The following is an 18,127-nucleotide window of genomic DNA, read 5'->3' as shown; positions in this document are numbered from 1 at the left end:
GATCAGGGGTCCGGAAGCCCACCAAACGGTTTGGCAGGCCGGACCCCCGGCAGGGATAGTCAGGCGGTGACCTCCACCTCCGACGCCCCCGGCACCCCCGCCCGCCTGCGCAGACCCGGCTGGGCGGGCCGCAACTACAGCCTGCTGACCGCGGCGGCGGTCGTGACGAGCCTGGGCGCCAACGGCTCGCTGATCGCCGCCGCGTTCGCGGTCCTGGACGCGGGTGGCGACGGCGGGGACGTCGGCCTGGTGGCCGCCGCCCGGACCCTGCCGCTGGTGCTGTTCCTGCTCATCGGCGGCGCGGTGGCGGACCGCTTCCCCCGCCACCGGGTGATGGTCGCGGCCAACTGCCTCAACTTCCTCTCCCAGGGCACCTTCGCCGTCCTGGTACTCGCGGGCGACCCCCGGCTGTGGCAGATGATGCTGCTTACCGCGCTGGGCGGCACCGGCCAGGCGTTCTTCAGCCCGGCGGCCGAGGGCATGCTGATGTCCTCGGTCAGCGGGGAGCAGGCGGGCCGCGCCTTCGCCGTGTTCCGGATCGCGATGCAGGGCGCGGCCCTGGGCGGCGCGGCGCTCGGCGGTGCGCTGGTGGCGGCGGTGGGCCCCGGCTGGGTGCTGGCGGTGGACGCGGCCGCGTTCGCCGTCGCCGGCCTGCTGCGCTCGTTCCTCGACGTCAGCCATATCCCGCCGCGCGCCCCTGGCGAGGGCATGCTGGCCGACCTGCGGGAGGGCTGGCAGGAGGTCAAGGGGCGCCCCTGGCTGTGGGGCATCGTCGTCCAGTTCTCGATCGCGAACGCGGTGGTGGGCGCCGCCGACGCGGTCTACGGCCCGCTCGTCGCCCGCGACAGCCTGGGCGGACCGGGCCCGTGGGGCCTGGCGCTGGGCGCCTTCGGCGCGGGCACGGTGGCCGGCGCCCTGCTGATGACCCGCTGGAAACCCCGCCGGCTGCTGTTCGTCGGCACCCTCTGCATCTTCCCGCTGGCCCTGCCCTCGGCGGCGCTGGCGGTGCCCGTCCCGGTGGGGATCCTCTACGTGGTCATGTTCGTGTCCGGGACGACGGTCGAGGTCTTCGGTGTCTCCTGGATGACCGTGCTGCACCAGGAGATACCCGAGGACAAGCTCTCCCGGGTCTCGGCCTACGACTGGTTCGGCTCCGTCTCCCTGCTGCCGCTGGCGACCGCGCTGGCGGGCCCCGCGGAGGACGCTTTCGGCCGGAGTCCGGCGCTGTGGGGCTGCGCGGGCCTGGTCGTCGCCGTCACGGCCGCGGTCCTGCTGGTGCCGGACGTCCGCGACCTCACCCGCCGCACGGTCCCGGTCACCGCAGAGCCGACGCCGGCGTCACCCGATGCCGAACGTTCCGCCGGGGGGCTCGGGTGACGGCACCGCGTCCGCGTCCCCGACCGGGCCGGCCCCGCCGACGAACCGCCGCAGCGCGGGCCCGTGTTCGACCCGCGCCGGAAAGACGTCGGCGGCCGTGCGCCGGGCCAGCACGGCGGTGTCGACGGGCCGGTGCGAGGCGATGAGCACCGCGTTCCCGAACCGCCGCCCGCGCAGCACCCCCGGCTCGGCGATGACCGCCAGCTCCTCGAACACGGCAGCGAACGTGGCGAGTTGCGAGCGCAGGAAGTCGAAGGGCGCGGAGTCCGCGAGATTGGCCAGGTAGACCCCGTCGTCCCGCAGCACCCGCGCGGTCTCCCGGGCATAGCCCAGCGAGGTCAGATGCGCGGGGATCCGGGACCCCCCGAAGACATCGGCGATCAGCACGTCGGCCGAGTCGCCGGGAGCGCCCTCCAGCCACCCCCGGGCATCGGCGGCGTGCAGGGCGATCCCGGTGGGGGCCGGCAGCGGCAGATGCTCGGTGACCAGGTCCAGCAGCCCCCGGTCGGCGTCCACGACGTCCTGCCGGGACCCCGGCCGGGTCGCCGCCACGTACCGGGGCAGCGTGAGGGCGCCCCCGCCGAGATGCAGCACGTCCAGGGGCGCCCCGGTCTCCGCCACCGCGTCCAGCACGTACCCGAGCCGCCGGGCGTACTCGAACTCCAGATGCGTCGGCTCGTCGAGATCGACGTACGACTGGGGCGCCCCGTCGACGGTCAGCAGCCAGGCCCGGTCCCGGTCGACGTCGGGCATGAGCTTGGCGGTGCCGTGATCGGTGACCCGGACGACGGGTATGGCTTCGTTCACCTCTCCATTGTGCGGTGCCCACGCCTGCCCGGAGACGCTCGCACCCTCACTCCACCGAGGTCACGGTCCCCGCCCCCACCGTCCTGCCGCCCTCCCGGATGGCGAACCCGAGGCCCGCCTCCAGTGGCACCTCCCGCCCCAGCTCCACGGTCATCTCCACCGTGTCCCCGGGCCGGGCGACCGCCACCTCGCCGAGGTCGACGTCCCCGACCACATCCGCCGTACGGATGTAGAACTGCGGGCGGTATCCCGTGGAGACAGGGGTCGTACGACCCCCTTCGCGCCCCGACAGCACATACACCCGCGCCGAGAACCGCCGCGCCGGCACCACACTCCCCGGCGCCGCCACCACGTGCCCGCGCCGCACCGCGTCCCGCGGCACCCCGCGCAACAGCAGCGCCACGTTGTCCCCGGCCTGCGCCTCGGCCATCGGCTTCCCGAAGGTCTCCAGGCCGGTGACGACGGTCTCGACATCCGCGCCGAGCACCTGGATCCGGTCGCCGACCCGCACGGTCCCCCGCTCCACGGCACCGGTCACCACGGTCCCGCGCCCGGTGATGGTGAGCACGTTCTCCACCGGCAGCAGGAACGGCGCGTCCAGATACCGCTCCGGCATCGGCACGTACGTGTCCACCGCGTCGAGCAGCGCCTCGATGGACGCCGTCCACCGCGGGTCCCCCTCCAGGGCCTTGAGCCCGGAGACCCGTACGACGGGCACGGCGTCGCCGCCGTAGCCCTGCGCGGTGAGCAGTTCACGGACCTCCAGCTCCACGAGGTCGGCGAGCTCCTCGTCGCCCGCGTCGGCCTTGTTGAGCGCGACCACGATGTGGTCGACCCCCACCTGCCGGGCGAGCAGCACGTGTTCGGCGGTCTGCGGCATGATCCCGTCGAGCGCGGAGACCACGAGGATCGCGCCGTCCAGCTGCGCGGCCCCGGTGACCATGTTCTTGACGTAGTCGGCATGGCCCGGCATGTCCACGTGGGCGTAATGCCGGGTGTCGGTCTCGTACTCGACGTGCGCGATGTTGATGGTGATGCCGCGGGCGGCCTCCTCGGGGGCCCGGTCGATGCGGTCGAACGGTACGAAAGTGCCGGTGCCGCGCTCGGCGAGGACCTTGGTGATAGCGGCGGTCAGGGTGGTCTTGCCGTGGTCGACGTGGCCCATCGTGCCGATGTTGAGATGTGGTTTGGTGCGGACGTATGCCGTCTTGGGCATGGCTCTACCTCGAAGCCTGAACTGCGGTGAAGCGTCTCGTCAGGACGGGACGCGGGGACCCCGGAGAACCTCCGACCCTCCCCCTGGGGGGTCCGCCGGACGATCCGGGGAGGGTCAGCTTCGGGCGCCGTCGACAGCGGCCAGGAGAACGGGCACGGCAGCCTTCGGAGCATCCGCGGCTGCGGATGCTGCGAGGAGGAAGGCGTACCGGAACATGACGCAGATCATTGCCGATCCGTCACCGCACGTCGAACGGTTTTCCGTGGCGCGGGTTTCGCCCAATGGACAGGAACCATACGGCGATCACACATCCGCTTCGGCTACTGTCACCGAATGCTCGATGCCAACCGCTCTGGCACCGCCACGGCCGTACCCCCGGCCGCCGCCGAGGAGCTGACCATTGCCGTATCCAGTCCGGTGAGCTTCACCGCGCGCTGCACAAGGGTGCTGCTGTCGCCGTGGTCCCGGCTGTCCCTGCTCGTCGCCCTGCTGGCGGCGGCCGCGTCGTCGGTGCTGCTCTTCGAGCCGCAGAAGCTGATGCAGCAGGGCTGGCCGCCCCAGGTCGAGGGCACCACCGCGGTGGTGATCTTCGCCGTGGCGTACGGCCTGATCACGGTGGCGTTCGTGCCGCGGCCGTTCCTGAACCTGGCGGCGGGCGCGCTGTTCGGCTCGGCACTGGGCATGGGCGCGGCCATGGCGGGCACCCTGCTCGGGGCCTGGATCTCCTTCGCGCTCGGCCGGATGCTCGGCCAGGACGCGCTGCGCCCGCTGCTGCGCGGCCGGCTGCTGAAGGCGGCGGACAACCAGTTCAGCAAACACGGCTTCCGCTCGATGCTGGCGGTACGGCTGTTCCCCGGCGTCCCGTTCTGGGCCGCGAACTACGCGGCGTCCGTCTCCCGGATGCGCTACGCGCCGTTCCTGCTGGCGACGGGCCTGGGCTCGATCCCGAACGTCGCCGCGTACGTGGTGGCCGGCGCCCGGGCCTCGACACCGACGTCCCCGGTCTTCCTGATCTCGGTGGCGGCGATCGTGGTGCCGGCGGTGGCGGGCGCGGTCCTGGCCTGGCGCAAACGCCACCACCTGCGCAGCGCCCCGCAGGGGCGCGAGGAACTGCGCGACCAGCCACAGTGACGCAGCAGCCGCATGACGGCATGGCGCGGCACCCCGGAAGGCGCCCGCTCCCTTACCGCACCGCTTCCAGAATCATCGCGTTCGCCAGCCCACCCGCCTCGCACATGGTCTGCAGCCCGAAGCGAGCGCCGCGCTCCCGCATCGCGTGCACCAGCGTCGTCGTCAGCCGCGTCCCGCTCGCCCCCAGCGGATGCCCCAGCGCGATGGCCCCGCCGTGCACGTTGACCTTGGACAGGTCCGCCCCGGTCTCCTGGCGCCAGGCCAGCACCACGCTGGAGAACGCCTCGTTCACCTCGAAGAGGTCGATGTCGCCGAGGCTCAGCCCGGCCCTGCGCAGCACCTTCTCCGTCGCCGGGATCACGCCGGTCAGCATCAGCAACGGGTCGGAGCCGGTCACGGCGAACGCGTGCAGGCGGGCCAGCGGCCGCAGCCCGAGCCGCTCGGCGGTCTCGCCGGCCATGATCAGCACGGCGGACGCGCCGTCGTTGATCGGGCTGGCGTTGCCCGCCGTGACGCTCCAGTCGATCCCCGGGAAGCGCTCGGCGAACCCGGGGTCATAGTAGGCGGGCTTGAGCCCGGCGAGGATCTCGGCGGTGGTGCCGGGGCGCACGGACTCGTCCCGGTCGACCCCTTCCAGGCCCGCCACCTCGGCGTCGAACAGCCCCGCCTCCCAGGCGGCCGCGGCCTTCTGGTGCGAGGAGACGGCGAACGCGTCCATCTCCGCCCGGCTGATCGACCACTTCGCCGCGATCAGCTCGGCGCTGATGCCCTGCGGGACCAGGCCCTCCGGGTAGCGGGCGGCGACTCCGGGACCGAAGGGGTCCTTGCCGGGCGGCACGTTGGACCACATCGGCACCCGGCTCATCGACTCGACGCCGCAGGCCACGACGATGTCGTAGGCCCCGGACATGACCCCCTGCGCCGCGAAGTGCACGGCCTGCTGGGAGGAGCCGCACTGGCGGTCGACGGTGGTCGCGGGGACGGTCTCCGGGAAGCCCGCCGAGAGCACGGCGTACCGGGTGGTGTTCATGGCCTGCTCGCCGACCTGGTCGACGGTGCCGCCGATCACGTCGTCGATGAGGGCCGGGTCGACGCCGGAGCGTTCGACGAGGGTGCGCAGGGTGTGAGCGAGGAGCTCGACGGGGTGGACGTGCGCCAGGGACCCGTTCGGCTTGCCCTTCCCGACGGGGGTGCGTACGGCTTCGACGATGACTGCGTCACGCATCTCGGGGACCTCGATTGCCAGTCTCGATTACCGGTGAGTAGGAAAACCGAACTCACCATAACTCCGTGAGTAGGAAATTCCAACCATCTCCTGGAGCGGCGTCCCCGACCGCGTCCGCCCACAGCTGAGGGGCGGACGGTCGCCGGACCGTCCGCCCCTCCTTCGGCTCTGCGGCGCTACTGCCCCTGCCGGTACACGTCCAGCCGCCCGCACATCCCGAACCGGCCCCGCTCATAGGGCTGTTCGGCCTGTACGACGGCGTCGGCGAGGTGGCCGGCATCGCCCCGTTCGAGGCGGTCGAGCTGCTCCCCCGTGGCCTCGGCGGCCGCCCTGGCGCCGCGCTCCCAGCGGGCCCGCCAGTCGGCGAGCCGGGGCCGTACGAGGGCGGCGGCGGCCCGGTGGAAGGCGGCCAGCGGCTCCGGGCCGGTGGCCTCGCGCAGGGCGCGGTAGCCCTCCAGGGCGAGGTCGCGGCGGGCGCGGGCGATCCGCTCCCGCTCGGCCGCCGGCGCGTCCGCCGGGACGGTGGTCACCGAGGCGTAGGTCTCCGGGTCGGCCAGGTACCGCGGCGGCAGCGTCAGCACCGCGTCCCCGGCCTCCGGGAGGCCGCTGTTCTGCATCAGGACGGTGATGCGCAGGTCGTCCTCGTTGACGAGGCGGTGCACGGTGCCCGGCGTGAACCAGGCGACCGTGCCGGGCGTGAGAGGGGTGACCTGGTACCCGGAGGCGGTGAGTGTCTGTACCGCACCCCGGCCGCCGGTGACGACGTACCCCTCCGAACAGACCAGGTGCAGGTGGGGAGTTCCGCCGCGCACACCGTCGGCGGCCGGCCAGTCGTACACGCACAGGCGCGAGACCGCGACCCCGCCCGGCAGTCCCGCGAACCCGGACTCCCCACCGCTCACCACGGATGCGCCTCCAGGTACTTGGCGATGTCGGCGCGTTCCCAGGCGCCGTTCGCGATGACGACCCGGTAGCGGCGCCGGAGGGTGTCCCCCGGGGCCAGTTCGAGTTCCTCGTGGAAGGCCCAGGAAGGGGCGATGCCGGCGAACGGGTCGTTGCGCACGAACCAGTGCGCGGGGTGGGTGCCGCCCGCGCCCGAGTGGTCGTTCTCCGGGGCGTGTTCGAAGACGACGGTGGCGTGGCCGTCGGCGCCGTCGTGCTCGCCGGACAGGGCCAGCCAGGACGACTGGGAGCCCATCAGCTCCGGGCCTTCGCCCTCGGGGCCGAGGATCCGGCCGTCCCGGAAGGCGCGCGGACCACGCCAGAACAGGCCGGTGTAGCCCGCCTGTTCGCGTCCCGCGGTGGTCGGGCTGCCGAACCGGAGCGGCTCGTCACGGGCGTTGGTGACGGCACTGGACCAGGTCAGCGCCCAGGAACCGGATTCGGGGTCGACGTCACGGACCTCGATGCGCCGCTTCTCCCGCGCCCACAGCGTCCCGTCGTACGGATGCCAGGTCAGCCGCTCCGCGAGGACCAGCCGGCCGTCCGCCGAGGACAGTTCGTCGAAGCCGACGTGGCGCATCAAGCCGACGCGCTCCGGGAGGACGAGGTAACCCTCGCCGTGGACGTAGGAGTTGCCGCCCCACAGGTTCGCGCCGGACAGGTGCGAGGCGGTCAGGGAGAGGCCCTTGTGCCAGCGGTGGTCGTTGGGCCGGTAGTCGGTGACGACGTCCCCGGCGAGGGTGCGGATCGGGTGCAGATAGGGCTTGGGTGCCTCCCAGGCCGCCTCGGGCCGGTAGACGTACGCGAAGAGCTGTACCCCGGTGACCGGCTCGGTCACGCTGATCCGGTCGCCGTGGGTGTGCGTGATCCGCAGCTCGCCGCTCACGCGGACACCTCCTTGCGCTCGACCGGCGCCCAGCCCGGGGCGCCTCCGTGCAGGGCCGTGTAATAAGGATCACCGGGACCGATCTCGCCCGCACGTACGGTGGTGTCGGTGAACGCCGACTTGTACAGCGCGGTGATCAGCTCAAGGCTGGTGCGCCCGTCGGCGCCGCTGCTGCGCGGCCGCTCCCCCGCGCGCATGCTGGCGATCAGCTCGCGCAGCTGGGCCAGGTGCGAGCTGGGCACGTCCGGGCCGAAGTCCTGCCAGCCCGACGCCTCGTCGGCGGGGACGCCCGGGGCCGGGGTGATGCGCCAGTTCTCGTTGGAGTGGCCGTAGAGGTGGGTCAGTTCGACGGTGGCGCGCTCGCAGTCGATGCGGATACGGCTGACCTCGTCGGGGCTGAGCACGCTGTTGACGACGGTCGCCAGGGCGCCGTTCGCGAACCGGACCAGGGCGGTGGAGACGTCCTCGGTCTCCACGTCGTGCACCAGCCGGGCGGCCATGCCCCGCACCTCGCTCCACGGCCCGAGCAGGTCGAGCAGGAGGTCCATCTGGTGGATGCCGTGGCCCATCGCCGGGCCGCCGCCCTCGGTCGCCCAGCGGCCCCGCCAGGGCACGGCGTAGTAAGCGGTGTCCCGGTACCAGGTGGTCTGGCAGTGGGCGACCAGCGGACGCCCCAGCGCCCCCTCGGCCAGCAGCCGGCGCACATGGGTGGCGGCGGAGCCGAACCGGTGCTGGAAGACGATGGACGCGTACGGCCCACCGTCGGTGCCCTCCTCGACCTCGACCGCGTCGAAGTCGGCGAGCGACGGCACCGGCGGCTTCTCGCACCACACCCAGGCGCCGGCCCGCAGCGCCGCCACCGTCTGGTCCCGGTGCAGGGTCGGCGGGGTGCCGATGGTGACCAGGTCGGGCCGCTGCTCGGCGAGCATCCGGTCCAGGTCGGTGTAGGCGTGCGGGATGCCGGCCTCGGCGCTGAACGCCTCGACGGCCGTGGCATCGATGTCAACGGCGGCGACGACCTCGGTCTCGCCCTCCGCGGCCAGCCGGGCGAGCGCGGGCAGATGGGAGCCGCGCCCGATGGCGCCGGCACCGACGACGGCGGCCCGGATGCGGCGACCGGCGAAGGGGGCTCCAGGAAGGGAGGCAAGGGGCGAGCGGGGCATGGGCGTGATCAGCACTCCTCGGGGTGGGGACCGACGATGGGCGCGAACCGTCGCCCGACGTGCGCCGCACACGCACCCCGATGTGCGGGAGCAAGCGCTTTCTCCTGGGGAAACGTAAGCGTCGGTGCCCAGGCCGGTCAACACCCCCTCACTCCTGTCCGCCCGCCGAACCCCTGTGTCCGCGCTGTCACCGCGGCCCGCTACGCTGCCGTTGCACACGCATGATCACGCGCGCCCGCGCGTCCGCCAGCCTCTCTCACCCCTGGGACGCCGTACCTTCATGTCTTGGTTCGAATCGCTGATCCTCGGACTCGTCCAGGGGCTGACCGAGTTCCTGCCCGTCTCCTCCAGTGCGCATCTGCGGCTGACCGCGGCCTTCTCCGGCTGGAAGGACCCGGGCGCCGCCTTCACGGCGATCACCCAGATCGGCACGGAGACCGCGGTGCTGATCTACTTCCGCAAGGACATCGGGCGGATCATCTCGGCCTGGTTCCGGTCGCTGTTCGACAAGGCGATGCGACGCGATCACGACGCCAAGATGGGCTGGCTGGTGATCGTCGGCTCGATCCCGATCGGCCTGCTGGGTGTGACGCTCAAGGACCAGATCGAGGGTCCGTTCCGCGATCTGCGCATCACGGCGACCATGCTCATAGTCGTCGGCATCGTCATCGGCGTCGCCGACCGGCTGGCCGCCCGCGACGAGACGGGCGGCCGGCACCGGGCGCCCAAGCAGCGCAAGGCGCTGGAGAACCTGAGCGTGAAGGACGGCCTGATCTACGGCCTCTGCCAGGCCTGCGCCCTGATCCCGGGCGTCTCCCGCTCCGGCGCCACCATCAGCGGCGGCCTGTTCATGGGCTACAAGCGCGAGGCGGCGGCCCGCTACTCCTTCCTGCTCGCCATCCCGGCGGTACTGGCCTCCGGCGCCTTCGAGGTCAAGGACTCGGTGAGCGAGGGCCACGTGGCCTGGGGCCCGACCCTGTTCGCGACGGTGATCGCCTTCGCGTCCGGATACGCGGTCATCGCCTGGTTCATGAAGTGGATCTCCAACAAGAGCTTCATGCCGTTCGTCTGGTACCGCATCGCCCTCGGCATCGTGATCATCGCCCTGGTCTCGGCGGACGTGCTGAGCCCGCACGCGGCGGAGTCGGCGGGCTAGGGCACGTCGTTGGGGGGCGGGGGCGGCGCCATCTAGCATTTCCTAGCGCCTAAGACGCCATTTCAGTTGGCGTGATCTTGCGGCACTCTGGGGTGATGACTGCTGCGCTTGTCGAACGAATGGCGCCGGGAGACCTGTGGGAGCTGTTCCAGCGGGTGGGGCCACCGGCGCCGGTCCGCCCGCAGGGTGGAGGGCACCGTCGGCGAGGTGACCGCGAGGTACTGGCCGCGATCATCTTCGTGGCCACCTCGGGCTGCACCTGGAACCAACTGCCGCCGGGGTTCGGGCTGTCAGGGGTCACCGCCTTCCGGCGGTTCACCGAATGGACCGAGGCCCGGGTGTGGGCCAAGCTCCACCGCCTGGTCCTGGACGAACTCGGTGCCCGGGGTGAGCTGGACTGGTCACGGTGTGCGATCGACTCCGTCAGCGTCCGGGCTCTCAAAGGGGGCGACTGACAGGACCGAATCCGACCGACCGCGGCAAGAAGGGATCGAAAATCCACCTCATCGTCGACCGTCAGGGCCTGCCCCTGTCGATCGGCATCTCCGCCGCCAACCTCCACGACAGCCAGGCCCTCATCCCGCTGGTCCGGGGCATCCCGCCTATCCGCTCACGCCGCGGCCCTCGTCGCCGGCGGCCCGGCAAACTGCACGGTGACAAGGGCTACGACTATCGTCACCTGCGGCGATGGCTCGCTTCCCGCGGCATCCGGCACCGCCTTGTCCGCAAGGGCATCGAGTCATCCCGACGCCTGGGACGTCACCGCTGGGTCGTGGAGCGGACCGTGTCCTGGCAGTCCGGCTGTCGGCGCCTGCACCGCCGCTACGAGCGCAAGCCCGAACACTTCCTCGCCTTCACAGCCATCGCCGCCACCCTCGTATGCCACCGCAGACTCACCAAGTGAAATGGCGTCTTAGGCAGCTGGTGGACACTCGCGTACATGACGGAAACGAGGTCGGTATTCCGATGCACGTAGCAGTCGAGCGTCCCGGCATGTCGGAAGACGCGCGTTTGGCCGCTTACAGCGCTGTCTCCACGTCCCTCGCCCTGCGAAGTGATCGCCAGCTGGGCGAGCTTGTGGACGCTGCCGTGCCGCTTGGCTCCGGTATCGGCGGGAGGTCCGCGCTGCTGGAGGTCGGTGGGAAGCCGGTCTTCGTGAAGCGGGTGCCGCTCACGGACATGGAGCTTCTTCCGGAGCATGTCCGGTCCACGGCCAACCTGTTCGGGCTTCCCACCTTCTGCCAGTACGGCGTTGGTGGGCCGGGCCCGGTCGGGCCCAGTTTCGGGGCGTGGCGGGAGCTCGCCGTCCACATCATGACGACGAACTGGGTTCTCGGAAGGCAGTACCAGGGGTTTCCGTTGATGTACCACTGGCGGGTGCTGCCGGACACGTCCGCGCTTTCCGGGGAACTCCCGGACGTGGAGCGGGCCGTGGACTATTGGGGAGGCGGTCCGAAGGTACGCCGTCGTATCGAGGCCCTTCAGCAGTCCTCTGCGAGCCTGGCGATCTTCCTGGAGTACATCCCTCAGACGCTCCACGAGTGGTTCGTTGAGCAGGTACAGGCTGACGATGAGTCCGCTGACCGGGCCTGCTCCCTGGTGGAGGACGGGCTGGAGGCCGGCACGTCCTTCATGAACGTTCGCGGGCTGCTGCACTTCGACGCCCATTTTCAGAACATCCTGACCGACGGCCGACGCCTGTACTTCGCCGACTACGGACTCTCCCTCTCCTCCCAATTCGATCTGTCACCGTCCGAGACCAGCTTCTTCGAGCTGCACAGGACCTACGATCGCTGCTACACGCGCAGCTGGCTGGTGAACTGGCTGATCACGCATCTCTACGGATACAAGTACGAGCGGGAAGAACGCTGCGCACTCATTCGGGCATGTGCGGAAGGGGAGGACCCGCTGGGCGGACCGCAAGTGGCCAGGGCGATCCTCTCCCGCCATGCACCGCTCGCCGCAGTGATGACGGACTTCTACGGCAAGGTCCAGGATGAGAGCAGGCAGACCCCGTACCCGTCGGAGGCGCTCCGCCGGGCCCTCGATGCGGACAGGCCGCGTCGCAGCTGAGCAGGAACTCAGCGCTGGGGCTCCCGGCGGCTGTTCTCGCTTCGTACGGTCACGCCGGGCGTGGCCGGCGTGTAGACCCTGGCGTCGCTCATGCGGTCGAGGGTGATGATGCGCCCGTAGCCGCGGAACGAATCGATGATCGCCTGACGTCCCCGGAGCTCGGGCGGTGTGCCTGGTGGCGCGTAGACGAACTCCATGACGACGTCGTCCGCGAACAGGTCGAAGTAGCGGTCCCCGTCGGCCAGTCCCGCGAGTGAGTCCTCGACGAGCTTGATGAAGGGGGCCAGGGCTTTGAATTCTGCGTCGTCGACCATCATCTCTCCTCGGTGGTTCTGGTTCCCGGACTCAGACCTGGTTGTTCCACATGCGGAACACGGTGCACTTGGTGTGCTCGTCGAAGGTCACGGTCCAGAGGTTGGCGAAGGTACCGAGCTCCTTGTAGACGCCCGTGCCGCCGATGGCGGCCGTGTCTCCGTTGGTCATGAAGAGGGTCCAGTCGAAGTCCCAGCCGCCCTGCTGCCAGGCCTCTCGGCTCTGCCAGCCCTTCACGATCTCCTCGCGGCCGATCCAGTGCGTTTCGTACGGCCACTCGTGGTATTCGGCATCGGCGGCAAACAGGGACGCGATCTCCTCCGGCGCGTGGCTGCGCCAGGCGCGCACGTAGCCGGCCACCCACTCCTCCACTTGCTGCTTCGTCGGCACGATCGGCTCCTTATTTCTGTGTCGTTCGATGTCGTCGGTGCACGGTCACGGGTCCGTGACCGGAGTTCAGGACGTTGCCGTCGAAGCCCCTCCGCCGCGCCGGACCGAGATGGTCCGAGGCGCGGTGAACTCGATCAGGCCCTCGGGCCCGCTCTCGGAGCCGAGGCCGGACTGTTTGTGGCCCGCGAAGGTGACATACGGGGTGAGGTGCTGGACCTCGTTGATCCACACCGTGCCCGCCTCCAGGCGTCGGCCGACGGCCAGGGCCGCTTCGGGGTCGGCCGACCAGACGGACGCGCCGAGTCCGTACTCGCCCGCGTTGGCCCGGGCCACGGCGTCGTCGACGTCGTCGAACCGGAGGAGCGGCAGGACCGGGCCGAACTGCTCCTCCTGGACGATGCGCGAGTCCTCCGGGGGGTTGTCCACGAGCGTCAGCGGCACGAAGTAGCCGGGCCTGTCCTGGCCCTGCGCCGGGCCACCGATGGCGAAGCTGTGGCCGTGCGCCCGGGAGTCGTCGAGGAGGCCGAGGATCCGGTCGTACTGCGGGCGGTTCTGGACCGGGCCGAGGCGCACGCCCGCCTCGGTGCCGGGGCCCATCCGTACAGTGCCGGCGTAGGCGGCCAGGGCCTGCTTCAGCGGTTCGTAGACGTCTCGGTGGATGTAAAGGCGTTTGATCGCCAGACAGACCTGACCGCTGTTGGCGAAGGCCCCCCAGAACAGCTTCTCGGCGACGGCCGGGACGTCGATGTCCGGAAGGACGATGGCGGGGTCGTTGCCGCCCAATTCCAGGGTGACGCGGGTCAGGGTGGGCGCCGCGCCGGCCATGACCTGGCGGCCAGTCCTGGTGGAGCCGGTGTAGCTGATCATGTCGATGCCCGGGTGTTCGGTCATCCGCGGCCCGAGCCCGGCGTCGCCCGACACGACGTTCAGCACGCCGGGCGGGAGCACGTCGCGCAGGATCTCGCCGACCTTCAGCGTGGTCAGCGGGGTGAACGGCGACGGCTTCCACACCACGGTGTTGCCCGTGAGCAGGGCCGGAGCGAGCTTGAACCCGGCGTTGCCCAGCGGGTAGTTCCACGGCACGATCGCCCCGACGACACCCCGCGGGACACGTTGGGTGACGGAGAGACGCTCCGCGCTGTCCTCATTGACCGTCTCCGGCAGCGACAGCGAAGCCGTCCCGCGCAGCCAGTACCCGAACCCGAGGATCTCGCCGGCGGCGTCGTCCAAGCTCTTGCCCTGTTCCCGGGTGAGGAGCCGCTTGAGCGGTTCGAGCTGTGCCTCGACGGCGTCAGCGACCGCCAGGACGAGCTTGCGGCGCTCCTCGAACGGAGTGGCCGACCAGCCGGGAAGCGCCGCCCGGGCTGCTGCCACGGCCTGGTCCAGCTGCTCGGGCGAGCAGACGGGCGCCCGCCCCGCGACAGTCTCGTCGGCCGGGTCGAGCACGTCGTATTCGCTCGCTCCGGCTATCGCTCTGCCCGCGATCGTCATGGTGAAGCCAGTAGTCATGGAACTCTCCTGGTGTGAGGATCGGTACTGTCGGAGGTACCGGTGGCCTTGGGGACGACGGATTCTCCTGGTGTCGGATCGGCCCGTCGGATCGGCCCTGGTGTCAGGTCCCCCTGACGTCCCGCGGTCGCAGGGAAGGCACACCACCGACTATCGGTCTCCCGCCACCGACCAGGAAGGCCGGGTCTGCCTAGGAGTGCCACACCCAGGAACGACTGCCCGGGTCCCTCCGGAGACAGCCGCTACGGTCCGAGAGCCACTGCGGCCATCAGGACACGGCTCCTCGCTGCTCAGGCACGCCCAGGCGGCCCGGGAGGCGGCGTACGATGCGAGGATGAGCGACCACGAGCTGGGTGAGTTCCTCCGCGCACACCGTGCTCGGTTGAGTCCCGCAGACGTGGGCATGGCCACGTCCGGCACGCGCCGCGTCACCGGCCTGCGGCGTGAGGAGGTCGCTGTCCTGGCCGGGGTCAGCGCCGACTACTACGCACGTCTCGAACAGGGGCGGGAGACCAACCCCTCCGCCCAGGTCATCGACGCCATCACGAAGGCTCTGCAGCTGGGAACCGATGCTCGCTGGCACGCCTACCGGCTCGCCGGCCTGCTGCCGAAATCGACGCCCGCCGCTCCGCACGACCCCGTGCACCCGGCCCTGCTCCAGTTGATGGACGCCTTCCCCACCGCCGTGGCCTACGTCATCAACCACCGGCTGGAAATCCTCGCCTCCAACGCGCTGGCCGATGCCCTGCTCTCGCCTCTGGCCGACCCACGCCGCATGGTCCGCTCCCTCTTCCGCGACCCGGCAGCCCGCAAGCTGTTCGCCGACTGGCAGACCGTCGCGCGCGACTCCGTCGAGGCACTGCGCCTGGCCGCCGGGGGGGGAACGCCGCGATCCCGAGATCGCCGCGCTGGTACGGGAACTACTTGCCGACAGCCCCGAGTTCGCCGCCCTGTGGCAGGACCTCAGCGTCAGCGGCCTGGGCCGCAAGACCAAGGTCTTCAACCACCCGGACGTCGGCCAGATCACCCTCACCTACCAGGCGTTCGACGTACAGGCCGCCTCCGGCCAGTACCTCCTGGTCGGGACCGCAGAAGCTGGAAGCACCGACGCGGACTCCCTCGCACTCCTGGGGTCGCTCCATGCGGCCGGCCGACAAAGTCCGTGATCTCAGGAGTCGCCCCCAGCAGCTGTGGCACCCCGGTTGCCAGGGTGTTGTCGGACTCCGGGCAACCGGTGGAGTACCTCCTTCCTCTGCCGGAACTTGTGTCGGACAGTGCCAAGTTGGCCGTCGGGGATCCGCAGGCACCACGGACTGGGGCCCGTCTGGTGTTGTGACCTGTCGTATGCAGTTGGCTGGGCACCATTCGAGGGTTGAGAGGGTTGCTCAGTTCCAGGCTCGCGCAGAGTCGTATCAGACGAGGGCTTTGCCGAAGTACATCAGTTCATGAAGTGGATCTCCAACAAGAGCTTCATGCCGTTCGTCTCGTACCGCATCGCCCTCGGCATCGTGATCATCGCCCTGGTCTCGGCGGACGTGCTGAGCCCGCACGCGGCGGAGTCGGCGGGCTAGCACCCCGGGCGGCTCTCAGCGGGCGGCTCTCGGCGGGCGGCTCTCGTCCGGCGCTTCTCGGCCGGAGCCACTCGACCGGAGCTTCTCGGCCGGCGGTTCGGCGGGCGCCTCGTCAGGCGGTGAGTGTGCCCTGGTGGAAGTACATCCGCCAGCCGGTCTCCGTCAGCCGCCACAGGGAGCTGCGCCAGGCCCGGCGTCCCTGGTTGTCCGCGAAGTACGTCAGGTGGACGAGGCCCGGTGCGAGCACGGTCCCGGACATCTCGCTCACCTGGACCGGCGAGTCAGGGGACACCGATCCGCCGCTGGTCACCGTGAGGACCGACACGATGTCCCAGCGGCGGCCGGACGCCCCGATCTCCGTGAACTCCGGGTCGAGAAGCTCCAGGACGAGGTCCGGGGAGGCACGCACCTCGGGATCGAGAAGCCGCAGCTCCCCGTCGATGGCCGCCTGTACCGCGCGCTCGTCCTGGTCCGTCATGCGGGCAGGCTACGGCCTCGCACCGCCCCCTGCACAGCGCGTTTCCCCTCGGGATCAGCCGAGCTTGAGCAGGAGTTCCGCGAGTTCCGCCGGCATGGTGATCATGCAGTCGTGGCCGGTGGGCAGTCGCCACACCTGCTCCGTCGCGGGGACCGGACGGCGGACGATGCCTTCCGGTACGTCGGCGACGCAGTGGATGTGGGTCCGGGGGATCGAGTGCACGGCCGGGTTGTCCAGCCGCACCGGCTGCTGGAGGCAGCGCACCGACTCATCGGTCAGCATCGAGCGCAGCCAGGCCACGTCTGCCGGATCGGTCACCCCGAACAGGCCGTGCGGCAGGGGCAGTTCGGGCAGCGGCGGGACCCGCCAGCCGCTGCCGGAGGCCAGCGCGCGGTCGATCAGGACCTGGCTCACGGGCTGGACGTCGGCGGCGCTCTCGCCGTGCTCCGGGACCATCGCGTCGAGATACACCAGGTGCCCGACGCGGTCGGGGACCTGGTTGGCGACGGACGAGACGACCAGCCCCGCGTAGCTGTGGCCGACGAGCACGACATCGGTCAGGTCCTCGTCCGTGATCAGCCCCACGACGTCGTCGACGTGGGTGTCGAGGCCGACCTCGGGGCCGAGCAGATGCGCTTTCCCGCCGTGTCCGGTGAGCGACGGCGCGAACACCCGGTGTCCCGCCGCCGTCAGCAGGGGGACGACCCGCTCCCAGCACTCTCCGCTGTGCCAGGCGCCGTGCACCAATAGATACGTCGACATGGTCTCGCTCCTCACTGTGGTCATGACCGTCGTCGATCACGCTCCCGCGCCCGCTCCGGCCGGGGCAGAGCCCCGTTGGTCCTGGGGGTGACAGGACCAGGCAGGGGCGCGACGGCCCGCGTTACGGTGGCGGGATGACCGACGAACCGAACCTGCTGGGCGCGTACGTACGTGCCCGCCGTGAGCTCGTCACGCCCGAGCAGGTCGGCATCCCCGTGCTCGGGGTACGGCGGGTGCCGGGCCTGCGCCGGGAGGAGGTGGCGATGCTGGCCGGGATCAGCGCCGACTACTACCTGCGTCTGGAACAGGGCCGCGACCGCAACCCCTCCGTACAGGTCCTGGAGTCCCTCGCCCGGGTACTGCGCCTCGACGAGGCCGCGACGGCCCATCTGCTGAGCCTCGGCGCCGCGGGGCCCCGCCGACGCCGGCGCCACCGCCGGAAGGAGACGGTTCCGCCCGGCGTCGTCCAGCTGGTCGCCGCCCTCCCGCTGCCCGCGCTCGTCGAGGGCCGCTACTTCGACGTGCTCGCCGTGAACGCCCTGGCGACCGCGCTGTCACCGCGCCTCACGGTCGGCGCCAACCGGCTGCGGGACACCTTCCTCGACCCCGCCGAGCAGGCCCTCCACCCGGACTGGGCGAACGCGGGCGCCGGCATGATCGCCGGTTTCCGCCGGTCCGTCGGAACCGACGCGGACGACCCCCGTGTCATCGACCTCGTCGGCGAACTCTCCCTCGCGAGCCCCCACTTCAGCCGGCTCTGGGCACGCCACGACGTGGCCGCGTGCGAGGGCGCCGCCAAACACATCGACCACCCCCAGGTCGGCCGCCTGCGCCTGAACCGCGAACGCCTGACCGTCACCGGGACGACCGGCCAGACCCTCGTCATCTACCACCCGACTCCGGACACCGACAGCGCCGAGAAACTGGCGTTGCTTGCGTCGGCGACGACCATGGCGTGAGTGCCCGGGGGGAGATGATCGCGGCGGCAGCGCAAGGCGTGACAACTACGGCGGAGGCGCGGCGCGGCACGACCACGGGGGGGGGCACGCCAGCAGCGTCCACGGCGTGAATGCCGGGAAGATGATCGCGGCGGGAGCGCGGAACGACTACGGCGGATGCGCGGCGTGTG

17 protein-coding genes and 2 pseudogenes are annotated in these 18,127 nt (G+C 71.0%); 8 read left to right on the top strand and 11 right to left on the bottom strand.

What is annotated here, in order from left to right:
• The first annotated feature begins 66 nt into the window (after positions 1-66).
• Complete coding sequence (locus tag ACZ5K7_RS28395; protein ID WP_468917542.1) at positions 67-1,377, top strand: MFS transporter; 1,311 nt, start codon at positions 67-69, stop codon at positions 1,375-1,377.
• Here ACZ5K7_RS28395 and ACZ5K7_RS28390 read toward each other — a convergent pair.
• Both ACZ5K7_RS28390 and tuf read right to left on the bottom strand, forming a co-directional pair.
• Positions 1,339-2,184, bottom strand: coding sequence for a spermidine synthase (locus ACZ5K7_RS28390; protein WP_351706166.1), 846 nt, complete (start codon positions 2,182-2,184; stop codon positions 1,339-1,341). The genes ACZ5K7_RS28395 and ACZ5K7_RS28390 overlap by 39 nt on opposite strands.
• 46 nt (positions 2,185-2,230) lie before the next feature.
• The gene (tuf, locus tag ACZ5K7_RS28385; RefSeq protein ID WP_351706169.1) at positions 2,231-3,400 is read right to left on the bottom strand and encodes an elongation factor Tu; all 1,170 of its coding nucleotides are present in this window, start codon (positions 3,398-3,400) and stop codon (positions 2,231-2,233) included.
• Positions 3,401-3,733: 333 nt separating this feature from the next.
• Between tuf and ACZ5K7_RS28380 the strand changes: the two genes are divergently transcribed.
• Positions 3,734-4,531, top strand: coding sequence for a TVP38/TMEM64 family protein (locus ACZ5K7_RS28380; RefSeq protein ID WP_468917539.1), 798 nt, complete (start codon positions 3,734-3,736; stop codon positions 4,529-4,531).
• Positions 4,532-4,583: 52 nt separating this feature from the next.
• Here ACZ5K7_RS28380 and ACZ5K7_RS28375 read toward each other — a convergent pair whose 3' ends face one another.
• The 4 genes from ACZ5K7_RS28375 to ACZ5K7_RS28360 form a co-directional block, all read right to left on the bottom strand.
• Complete coding sequence (locus ACZ5K7_RS28375) at positions 4,584-5,756, bottom strand: thiolase family protein (RefSeq protein WP_351706175.1); 1,173 nt, start codon at positions 5,754-5,756, stop codon at positions 4,584-4,586.
• Between the two features lie 176 nt (positions 5,757-5,932).
• Complete coding sequence (locus ACZ5K7_RS28370) at positions 5,933-6,658, bottom strand: cupin domain-containing protein (protein WP_468917535.1); 726 nt, start codon at positions 6,656-6,658, stop codon at positions 5,933-5,935.
• Complete coding sequence (locus ACZ5K7_RS28365) at positions 6,655-7,584, bottom strand: DUF6807 domain-containing protein (RefSeq protein WP_468917532.1); 930 nt, start codon at positions 7,582-7,584, stop codon at positions 6,655-6,657. Before ACZ5K7_RS28365 ends, ACZ5K7_RS28370 begins: the two co-directional genes overlap by 4 nt.
• Positions 7,581-8,747, bottom strand: a complete 1,167-nt coding sequence (locus ACZ5K7_RS28360) for a Gfo/Idh/MocA family protein (RefSeq protein ID WP_468917529.1) — start codon at positions 8,745-8,747, stop codon at positions 7,581-7,583. The genes ACZ5K7_RS28365 and ACZ5K7_RS28360 overlap by 4 nt, the downstream gene beginning before the upstream one ends.
• Before the next feature lie 280 nt (positions 8,748-9,027).
• On the opposite strand from ACZ5K7_RS28360, the gene ACZ5K7_RS28355 reads away from it, so the two are divergent.
• The 3 genes from ACZ5K7_RS28355 to ACZ5K7_RS28345 all read left to right on the top strand — a co-directional run bounded on the left by ACZ5K7_RS28355 (position 9,028) and on the right by ACZ5K7_RS28345 (position 11,976).
• Complete coding sequence (locus ACZ5K7_RS28355) at positions 9,028-9,903, top strand: undecaprenyl-diphosphate phosphatase (RefSeq protein ID WP_468917526.1); 876 nt, start codon at positions 9,028-9,030, stop codon at positions 9,901-9,903.
• 95 nt (positions 9,904-9,998) lie between these two features.
• Positions 9,999-10,807 (top strand): IS5 family transposase gene (locus tag ACZ5K7_RS28350; RefSeq protein WP_468917523.1). Its coding sequence is split into 2 segments (ribosomal slippage): positions 9,999-10,346 and positions 10,349-10,807, totalling 807 coding nucleotides; the frame shifts between segments, so codons are not numbered across the junction.
• A gap of 89 nt (positions 10,808-10,896) precedes the next feature.
• Complete coding sequence (locus ACZ5K7_RS28345) at positions 10,897-11,976, top strand: protein kinase family protein (protein ID WP_468917520.1); 1,080 nt, start codon at positions 10,897-10,899, stop codon at positions 11,974-11,976.
• Positions 11,977-11,984: 8 nt separating this feature from the next.
• On the opposite strand, the gene ACZ5K7_RS28340 is transcribed toward ACZ5K7_RS28345, so the two are convergent.
• From ACZ5K7_RS28340 to ACZ5K7_RS28330, 3 genes are all read right to left on the bottom strand, one after another.
• The gene (locus ACZ5K7_RS28340; RefSeq protein WP_468917517.1) at positions 11,985-12,293 is read right to left on the bottom strand and encodes a nuclear transport factor 2-like protein; all 309 of its coding nucleotides are present in this window, start codon (positions 12,291-12,293) and stop codon (positions 11,985-11,987) included.
• Between the two features lie 28 nt (positions 12,294-12,321).
• Positions 12,322-12,678, bottom strand: a complete 357-nt coding sequence (locus ACZ5K7_RS28335; RefSeq protein ID WP_468917515.1) for a nuclear transport factor 2 family protein — start codon at positions 12,676-12,678, stop codon at positions 12,322-12,324.
• A 66-nt stretch (positions 12,679-12,744) separates the two neighbouring features.
• Positions 12,745-14,187 (bottom strand): aldehyde dehydrogenase family protein, encoded by a 1,443-nt coding sequence (locus tag ACZ5K7_RS28330; protein ID WP_468917512.1) that lies wholly within the window; start codon positions 14,185-14,187, stop codon positions 12,745-12,747.
• Between the two features lie 334 nt (positions 14,188-14,521).
• Between ACZ5K7_RS28330 and ACZ5K7_RS28325 the strand changes: the two are divergent.
• Positions 14,522-15,353 (top strand): annotated as a pseudogene (locus ACZ5K7_RS28325) (helix-turn-helix transcriptional regulator).
• A gap of 270 nt (positions 15,354-15,623) precedes the next feature.
• Positions 15,624-15,758 (top strand): annotated as a pseudogene (locus tag ACZ5K7_RS28320) (undecaprenyl-diphosphatase); the annotation flags it as partial.
• 112 nt (positions 15,759-15,870) lie between these two features.
• Here ACZ5K7_RS28320 and ACZ5K7_RS28315 read toward each other — a convergent pair.
• Together ACZ5K7_RS28315 and ACZ5K7_RS28310 are read right to left on the bottom strand one after the other, a co-directional pair.
• Entirely contained in the window at positions 15,871-16,236 is a 366-nt protein-coding gene (locus ACZ5K7_RS28315; protein WP_351706192.1) for a nuclear transport factor 2 family protein, read from the bottom strand.
• 54 nt (positions 16,237-16,290) lie between these two features.
• Entirely contained in the window at positions 16,291-16,998 is a 708-nt protein-coding gene (locus tag ACZ5K7_RS28310; RefSeq protein WP_468917509.1) for an alpha/beta fold hydrolase, read from the bottom strand.
• Positions 16,999-17,132: 134 nt separating this feature from the next.
• On the opposite strand from ACZ5K7_RS28310, the gene ACZ5K7_RS28305 reads away from it, so the two are divergent.
• Entirely contained in the window at positions 17,133-17,957 is an 825-nt protein-coding gene (locus ACZ5K7_RS28305; protein ID WP_351706198.1) for a helix-turn-helix domain-containing protein, read from the top strand.
• Positions 17,958-18,127: the final 170 nt, after the last annotated feature.

The sequence above is a fragment of the Streptomyces sp. NPDC031497 genome (genome assembly GCF_055580905.1).
This window is presented reverse-complemented; position numbering and strand designations above follow the sequence as displayed.